Here is a 7,305-nt window from a genome sequence, read left to right as displayed (position 1 = left end):
CGCGGCTACCGCCGCTTCCGCGGACATTCTCCCCCCCCCACTTGAATCCCTTTCCTTTGTGGCATCGCCCCTCCCCCCGAAGCAGTTAACACGGTTTATCTGGCAGGAACCCGCCACAAATACCAGGAAGCCACTGTCCGATGAGGACTCCAGTCCAGCCCGATCTCGATCATCTGCTTGCGAGTCGGCTGCACTTCCAGCCCCTTGAGCCGTCGATACCCTTCGCGCACGCCAAAATCATCGGCCGGCAAGATATCCGGTCGTTCCAGGCTGTAGATCAACAGCATTTCCACGGTCCAGCGTCCGACGCCGCGCAGGGTGATCAGGCGTTCGATCAGCGCCTCATCGTCCATGGCCCGTGCCGTGGCGTAATCCGGCACCACGCCGTCCAGCGTCGCTTGGGCGATACCCTGAATGGTCGCGATCTTGCTGGCGGAAAACCCGCAGGTGCGCAGATGATCGAAGTGGGTGGCGACGATCTGTTCAGGTCGTGGAAACGAGGCTGTCGGGAACAGTGCCAGCAGACGCCCGACAATCGCGTCACCAGCCTTGGCGTGCAGTTGCTGGTAGGCAATCGCCCTGACCAGCGACTCGTAGGGGTCGCGGGCGGCGTGGGGTTGATGCAGGCATGGGCCGACCGCCGTGATGTGGCGCTGCCAGTCGTCATCCAGGGATGCGAGGAATTGCGTGGCAGGCAAGTATGGGTTGGGCATCAAGCATCCTTGAGTGCAGACGGGTAGGGCGTGTGGTCATAGGGTCAGTTGTTCGGTGATCTGTACCGCCGCGTTTTCCAGGCGCAGCAGAAACGCCTTGCGCGGCTGGCCTCCAGCGTAGCCCGTCAGCGAGCCGTCGGCACCGATGACGCGATGGCAGGGCACCACGATCGAGAGGCGGTTGTGACCATTGGCCAGGCCCACCGCGCGACTGGCGCCGGGCTTGCCCAGCAGGCTGGCGATGGCACCATAGGTGGTGGTCTGGCCGTAGGGGATTTTTTCCAGTTCGGCCCAGACCTGACGGGAAAACTCGCTGCCGGGCATGTGCAGGGCAACGGTGAAATGAGTGAGTTTGCCGGCGAAATACGCGCTCAGCTCCTCTTCGATTTGCTGCAAATGCCGGTTGTGCCCAGGTGCCACGGCATAGCCATAGCGGGTTTGCAGTGATTCCACTTCCCGGGTCAGCGACGACTGATCGAGGAACTCCAGCAGGACCAGTCCACGCCGTTCCGCCATGGCGATCATTGGCCCCAGCGGCGTGGTCAGCCGTGTGAACAGCAACGGCTCACTGTTGGCGGCGCGCCCTGGCGTGATATGGAAGGACTTTTGAAACGCATCGCGAAAACCGCTCAGGGATTCGTAGCCTGAGTCAAATGCGGCACTGTCGATGGACTCGCCTTGCTTGATGCCGTCCAGTGCCATGTCCAGGCGCCGGGTACGCAGCCAGGCATGAAAGGTCATGGCGAAATGCTGCTTGAACCAGCGACGTAATTTCAGCGGCTCTATGCCTTCGGCCAGCAGTTGGCTGTCAGACCAGCGTTGTTCAGGGGCTGCGTCCACCAGGGTGAACAGTTTCTGTATCCACTGTGGCGCAATCGCAGCAGCGCCCATGGGCTTGCAGCGCAGGCAAGCACGGTAGCCCGCCGCCAGGCACTCGTCCGCACGAGCGAAGAACTCGACGTTCTCCGGTTTCGGGCTGCGTGCGGTGCAACCAGGTCGGCAGAAAATCCCGGTGGTCTTGACCGCGGTAAAGAACACCCCCTCATAGGAGGTGTCTCGTTCGAGCATGGCGCGGACCATCTCGGCGTGGGGCGGGAGCAGCGTGTGTTGTAGGTTCATGGACGCAGCATAGAACGGGGCAAGGGCTGCCTCCACCGGAAAATCGACAGGGAATTTCGATCAACTCTAGGTGAATGCCCCCACAGAAGAAACGGGTGTATCAGGTTCTTCTTGCCATCAACAGCACCGAGGCTGCGGCTGATAAAAGCCCCGCACAGCAACGGTTGAACATCCGCTTGCCCGACGGTTTGGCGAACCAGCGGCGCATGTGCAGGCCCATGTAGGCGTAGGCCGCGATGGCGATCCATTCCAGTACCAGGAACAACGCTCCCAGCATGGCGAATTGTGGCGTGATGGCGCGGGTCGAATCGACGAATTGCGGCAGGAACGCGGTGAAAATCAGGATCGCTTTCGGATTGCCCGCCGCCACCAGAAACTCCTGTCGGGCCAGTGCCAGCATCCCCACCGGGGCACCGGTCACAATGGTTTCCTCGCCGGGGTCGGCGCGCCACAGTTGCCAGGCGAGATAAAACAGGTACGCCGCGCCGAGTATTTTGATCCCGTAAAACAACAGCTCAGAGGTTTGCAGCACGACCGCCAGGCCCGCCGAGGCGAGGGCGATCATCCCGGCAAACGCCAGCAGGCGACCGACCCCGGCCAGGCACGCGGTCCGGTAGCCATAACGGGTCGAATTGCTGACCGACAGCAGGTTGTTCGGGCCTGGCGCCATGTTCAGGGCGAAGCAGGCCGGCAGGAAAAGGGTGAGGGTGGCGAGGTCCATGGGGGGGCTCCTGTAACGAGTACCGCATTTTTACATGGGACTCGGGTGGATTGCCCCGTACAGTCATGGCTGCAAGCGCCATAGCAGTGGTCAGCGGGCAAACTTTTTTGCCCCGGCGACGCACGCAATCACGGCCACGGTTACCCCGAGCATGCCAAGGCTGACGTGTTCATGGAGCAAGGTCGCCGCCAACGCCAAGCCGAAAAACGGTTGCAGCAGTTGCAGTTGTCCGACGGCAGCAATGCCGCCCTGGGCCAGCCCGCGATACCAGAACACAAAGCCGATCAGCATGCTGAACAGCGACACGTAAGCCAGGCTGAACCAGGCCGGTGCGCTGACGCCGCTGAACGACATCGGCATCCGCCACCAGGTCAGTGCTGCCATGACCGGTAGCGACAGCACCAGTGCCCAGCAAATCACCTGCCAGCCACCGAGCGCGCGGGACAGCTTCGCCCCTTCGGCATAACCCAGACCGCAGGCGAGGATCGCCAATAGCATCAGGATGTCGCCTTGGGGCGAGGCGGTCAGGCCTTGAGCAATGGCGTACCCGACCACCAGCAGACTGCCCAGCACCGAGAAAAACCAGAACACCGGTCGCGGACGTTCGCCGCCACGCAGAACGCCAAATATTGCGGTTGCGAGCGGCAGCAGGCCAACGAACACGATGGAGTGCGCGGAGGTCACGTACTGCAATGCCAGTGCGGTCAGCAACGGAAATCCCACCACCACGCCGAGGGCTACGATGGCCAGGGGCACGAGCTGAAAGCGCGCCGGGCGTTTTTCCTTGAATGCCAGCAATAGGCACAGGGCGAGCATCGCAGCAATGGTCGCGCGGGCCACGGTGAGAAAAACCGGGTCGAATTCCAGCACCGCTACCCGTGTCGCGGGCAGTGAACCGCTGAAAATCAATACACCGATCAGGCCATTGATCCAGCCACTGGTGCTGCTGTCCAGCGCCCGGTTTTGCAGGTTCGAGGTTCGTTCCATGTCGCTCACGCTCATTGTTGGGTTGCACAAAACCCATCCTATGGTTGAGTATCAATACAATCAAAAAATTGTCATGGATACATCTAGACATGCCCCGTTCCCGCTACAAGACGCTGGTGGACGCTTTCGCTGCCGACATTCGCTCAGGGCACTTGCCACCCGGTACGCGCCTGCCGACCCATCGGCAGCTGGCCAGCGAGCATGGATTGGCGCTAGTGACCGCTAGCCGGGTGTACGCCGAACTCGAAGGCATGGGCCTGATCAGTGGCGAAACCGGGCGCGGGACGTTTGTCAGGGAGACATCATTGCCACCCAGTCAGGGCATTTCGCAGTCCGTGGTGGCGGCGGGGATGATCGATCTCAACTTCAACTACCCGTCGCTGCCCGGTCAGGCCGATTTGTTGCGCAATGCCCTGCGTCAGCTGGCGTTGTCCGGAGACCTCGAATCCCTCTTGCGCTACCAGCCTCATGCCGGGCGATTGCATGAACGGGCGTCGGTTGCGCGTCACCTGGGCGAGCGCGGGTTGAAGGTGTCGGCCGAACAGGTGCTGATCGTCAGTGGCGCCCAGCATGGCCTCGCGGTGGTGATGATGACGCGGCTCAAGCCGGGCGATGTGATTGCGGCCGATGCCTTGACCTACCCGGGGTTCAAAACCCTGGCCGAAACGCTGCACCTTGAAGTCTTGCCCATTCCAGTCACCGACAACGGTCCGGATTTGCCTGCTCTGGAAAAACTCTGCCGCAGCCGGTCGGTTCGGGCCGTCTACGCGATGCCAACCTTGCACAACCCGCTGGGCTGGGTAATGGATGTCAATCAGCGCGAACGGTTGGTGGCCATTGCGCGCCAGCATGACCTGATGATCATCGAGGACGCCGCCTACGCGTTTCTCGCCGCAGATCCGCCGCCGCCCCTGGCTGACATGGCACCCGAAAGAACGGTGTACGTTTCCGGTCTCTCGAAAAATATCGCCACCGGGCTGCGTGTCGGTTTTGTTGCGGCGCCCACGAAATGGATCGCGGGATTTGAACGCACGATCATGGCGACCACCTGGAACACTCCCGGCGTGATGACCGCCCTGGCCACAGCCTGGCTCGATGACGGCACGGTGATGAAACTGGAAGCGCAAAAACGCGCGGACGCGCAGGCCCGGCAAGCCTTGGCGTGTGAGGTGCTGGCGGGGCTCAAGACCATCAGCCATCCGTCGTCGTACTTCATCTGGTTGCCTTTGACCGAAGACGCCCGGGCCGACCGGATTGCCATGGCATTGATGCGCGAGCAGGTGTCGGTATCGCCTGCCGAACCCTTTGCGATCACGCCCCATGTACCGCACGCCATACGCCTGGCCCTGGGCTCGGTGGACATGGAATCGTTGCGCCAGGCGCTGGTGAAAGTGAAGAGGGTGGTGGACTTTTACTCTTAGTGTTTAGGGCAGTTTTGTTCAATACGCGCACCGGTCGGCTCTTTACCTTGAGGCCTGGTTCAACTGACAGGAAGAAGGTGTGCGATGAGTCTGATGATGTCCATGGCGGCGTTTGCACTGGCCGCCTCAATAACGCCGGGGCCGGTGAATATCGTGGCGTTGAGTTCGGGAGCACGATTCGGGTTTCGCGCCAGTCAGCGGCATGTGGCCGGGGCGACCCTGGGGTTTGTGCTGCTGTTGGTGTTGATGGGGTTGGGCTTGCACGAGCTGCTGCAGCTTTGGCCTGCCATGACGCAAGTGGTGCAGTGGGCCGGTGTGGCTTTCCTGTTGTACATGGCGTTCAAGCTGGCCGCTGATAACGGGCAGTTGGAGGCAAAGGACTCGGGGCGCGCGCCGTCGATGCTGTATGGCGCCGTGATGCAATGGCTCAACCCTAAAGCCTGGCTGGCCTGCGTGGCCGGCATGGGGGCGTTTGTCGCCGACGGCGAGGCGCGGCTGGTGTGGCAGTTTGCGGCGGTGTATCTGGTGATCTGTTATCTGTCGGTCGGTTGCTGGGCGTATGCCGGGACGTTTTTGCGCGGCTACCTGGATAATCCGGCGGGGATACGCTGGTTCAATCGGGTGATGGCGTTGTTGTTGGCGGTGAGTGCGGTGTATCTGGTGTTGCCGTAAACACTCTAGGAGCCTGTGGCGTTTTTTTGTGGCGAGGGGATTTATCCCCGTTCGGCGGCGAAGCCGTCGTGATACCTGAGTGCAAGGTTTGTTTGAAGGAATGTCGGGGGCCGCTTCGCAGCCCAACGGGGATAAATCCCCTCGCCACAGATGATCACTCAGCACAGTACAGGCTCAACCCCTATACTGCCCCGGCGTCGCCGCCAGGTGCTGCTTGAACGCCCGCTGAAAATGCGCCTGATCGGCAAATCCCGCCTCCAGCGCGACGTCGGCGATCAGCTTGCCATTGCGCAATTGATCACGGGCGAACTGGATGCGCTGGTTGACCAAAAAGGCGTGGGGCGTCATGCCGTAATGCTGCTTGAAGGCGCGGATCAGGTAGGACGGCGACAGCTGCGCCGCCTCGCAAATGTCTTCGAGCTTGAGCATGTGCGTGCAATGAGCGCGGATGAAATCAGCGGCACGTTCCAGCTTGAAGTTTGGCTCTCGCAGGGGTTGATCGAGCGGATTCAGCCGTAGCTGCACGTCGGTGAAAAACTCGACAGCGGCGCTGTGCTTGCGCAGCACGTCCTGCTGTTGATCGACCAGAACGCGATACAACGTCTTCAAGCCCTCGAATAGCTCGAGATCCACTGTGTGCGTCACGGCAAAGCGACGTAATGCCAGATCGTCGCTGAAGCCGAGCTGATGCTGCAAGTCGGTGAGCCATGGGGTATCGACATACAGCATCAGGTACGACCAGGGCTGGTCGTCGATCGGATTGCAGGCATGGACGTCGCCGGGATTCATCAACACCACGGTGCCGGCACCGACCTCGAACTGCGACTGCTCGTGGATATAGGTACTGCGTCCGGCGGTAATCGCGCCGATGGAAAAATGTGCGTGGGAGTGTCGGGTGTAACAGACCTCGCGCCCGTCGGCGATGGCGCGCGCTTCGATAAATGGCAGGGAGTCATCGCGCCAGAAACGCGGGGCCTTGTCGGCGTCCTTGGGCTTGGAGAGCTTCATCGTCAGTCCTCGGCAGATCAGCCCCGGAGTGTATTAGCTCTCGCCGTTAAAGGCTCGTTGCAGTTCGGCGATATTGAGTTTTTTCATCTGCATCATCGCGGCCATGGCCCGCTGGGATTTGACCGTGTCGGGATCTTTGAGCATGTCCATCATCGCCACCGGCACGATCTGCCACGACACGCCGAATTTGTCCTTAAGCCAGCCACACTGTTGAGCTTCCACCGGTCCGCCGTCGGACAACCGTCCCCAGAAGTGATCGACCTCTTCCTGGGTCTGGCAGTTGACCTGGAAGGAGATCGCTTCACTGAATTTGAAGTTCGGCCCCCCGTTCAAGCCCGTGAAACTCTGCCCGTCAAGTTCGAAGCTGACGGTCAGCACCGAGCCTTCCGGGTGACCGTGGATTTCCTGGCCGGCCTTGCCGTAGTGGGTGATGGCGGTGATTTTTGCATGATCGAAAATCGCGCAATAGAACTTCGCAGCCTCTTCGGCCTGACCATCGAACCACAGGCAGGGGGTGATTTTTTGAGGATGAAGCATGGCGGGTCTCCCTGGCAGGTTTTTGCATGCTGGAATATCAGCGTAGCCAGCCTGGGCTCGCCTGGTTGTGCCGTAGATCGACAAGTGTGTAATGGGAGGGCATGAGTGCTGTCAAAAAGACCCTGTT

At 60.9% G+C, this 7,305-nt stretch carries 8 protein-coding genes; 2 read left to right on the top strand and 6 right to left on the bottom strand.

Annotation, left to right across the window (positions count from 1 at the left end; translation table 11 throughout):
- Positions 1–95: 95 nt before the first annotated feature.
- The 4 genes from ACSFE6_RS24265 to ACSFE6_RS24250 form a co-directional block, all read right to left on the bottom strand.
- Positions 96–713 (bottom strand): DNA-3-methyladenine glycosylase family protein, encoded by a 618-nt coding sequence (locus ACSFE6_RS24265; RefSeq protein WP_435429961.1) that lies wholly within the window; start codon positions 711–713, stop codon positions 96–98.
- Between the two features lie 36 nt (positions 714–749).
- Positions 750–1,832: a bifunctional transcriptional activator/DNA repair enzyme AdaA gene (locus ACSFE6_RS24260; protein WP_435429960.1), complete on the bottom strand. Its 1,083-nt coding sequence runs from the start codon at positions 1,830–1,832 to the stop codon at positions 750–752.
- Between the two features lie 100 nt (positions 1,833–1,932).
- Positions 1,933–2,553 (bottom strand): LysE family translocator, encoded by a 621-nt coding sequence (locus tag ACSFE6_RS24255; RefSeq protein WP_435429959.1) that lies wholly within the window; start codon positions 2,551–2,553, stop codon positions 1,933–1,935.
- Between the two features lie 90 nt (positions 2,554–2,643).
- A complete protein-coding gene (locus ACSFE6_RS24250) occupies positions 2,644–3,540 on the bottom strand; it encodes a DMT family transporter (RefSeq protein WP_435429958.1) in 897 nt (298 codons plus the stop codon).
- 89 nt (positions 3,541–3,629) lie between these two features.
- Here ACSFE6_RS24250 and ACSFE6_RS24245 point away from each other — a divergent pair, with 89 nt between their 5' ends.
- Together ACSFE6_RS24245 and ACSFE6_RS24240 are read left to right on the top strand one after the other, a co-directional pair.
- The gene (locus ACSFE6_RS24245; RefSeq protein ID WP_435429957.1) at positions 3,630–4,961 is read left to right on the top strand and encodes a PLP-dependent aminotransferase family protein; all 1,332 of its coding nucleotides are present in this window, start codon (positions 3,630–3,632) and stop codon (positions 4,959–4,961) included.
- Between the two features lie 84 nt (positions 4,962–5,045).
- On the top strand, positions 5,046–5,633 hold the full coding sequence (locus tag ACSFE6_RS24240) for a LysE family translocator (RefSeq protein ID WP_435429956.1): 588 nt from the start codon (positions 5,046–5,048) through the stop codon (positions 5,631–5,633).
- 174 nt (positions 5,634–5,807) lie between these two features.
- On the opposite strand, the gene ACSFE6_RS24235 is transcribed toward ACSFE6_RS24240, so the two are convergent.
- Positions 5,808–6,641, bottom strand: coding sequence for a helix-turn-helix domain-containing protein (locus ACSFE6_RS24235; protein WP_435429955.1), 834 nt, complete (start codon positions 6,639–6,641; stop codon positions 5,808–5,810).
- A 33-nt stretch (positions 6,642–6,674) separates the two neighbouring features.
- Positions 6,675–7,178: a VOC family protein gene (locus ACSFE6_RS24230; RefSeq protein WP_435429954.1), complete on the bottom strand. Its 504-nt coding sequence runs from the start codon at positions 7,176–7,178 to the stop codon at positions 6,675–6,677.
- Between the last annotated feature and the right edge of the window lie 127 nt (positions 7,179–7,305).

The sequence above is a fragment of the Pseudomonas baetica genome (assembly GCF_051216495.1).
GTDB lineage: Bacteria > Pseudomonadota > Gammaproteobacteria > Pseudomonadales > Pseudomonadaceae > Aquipseudomonas > Aquipseudomonas baetica_B.
Note: the sequence above shows the minus strand (reverse complement) of the source record. Positions and strands in the feature narration are given on the sequence as shown.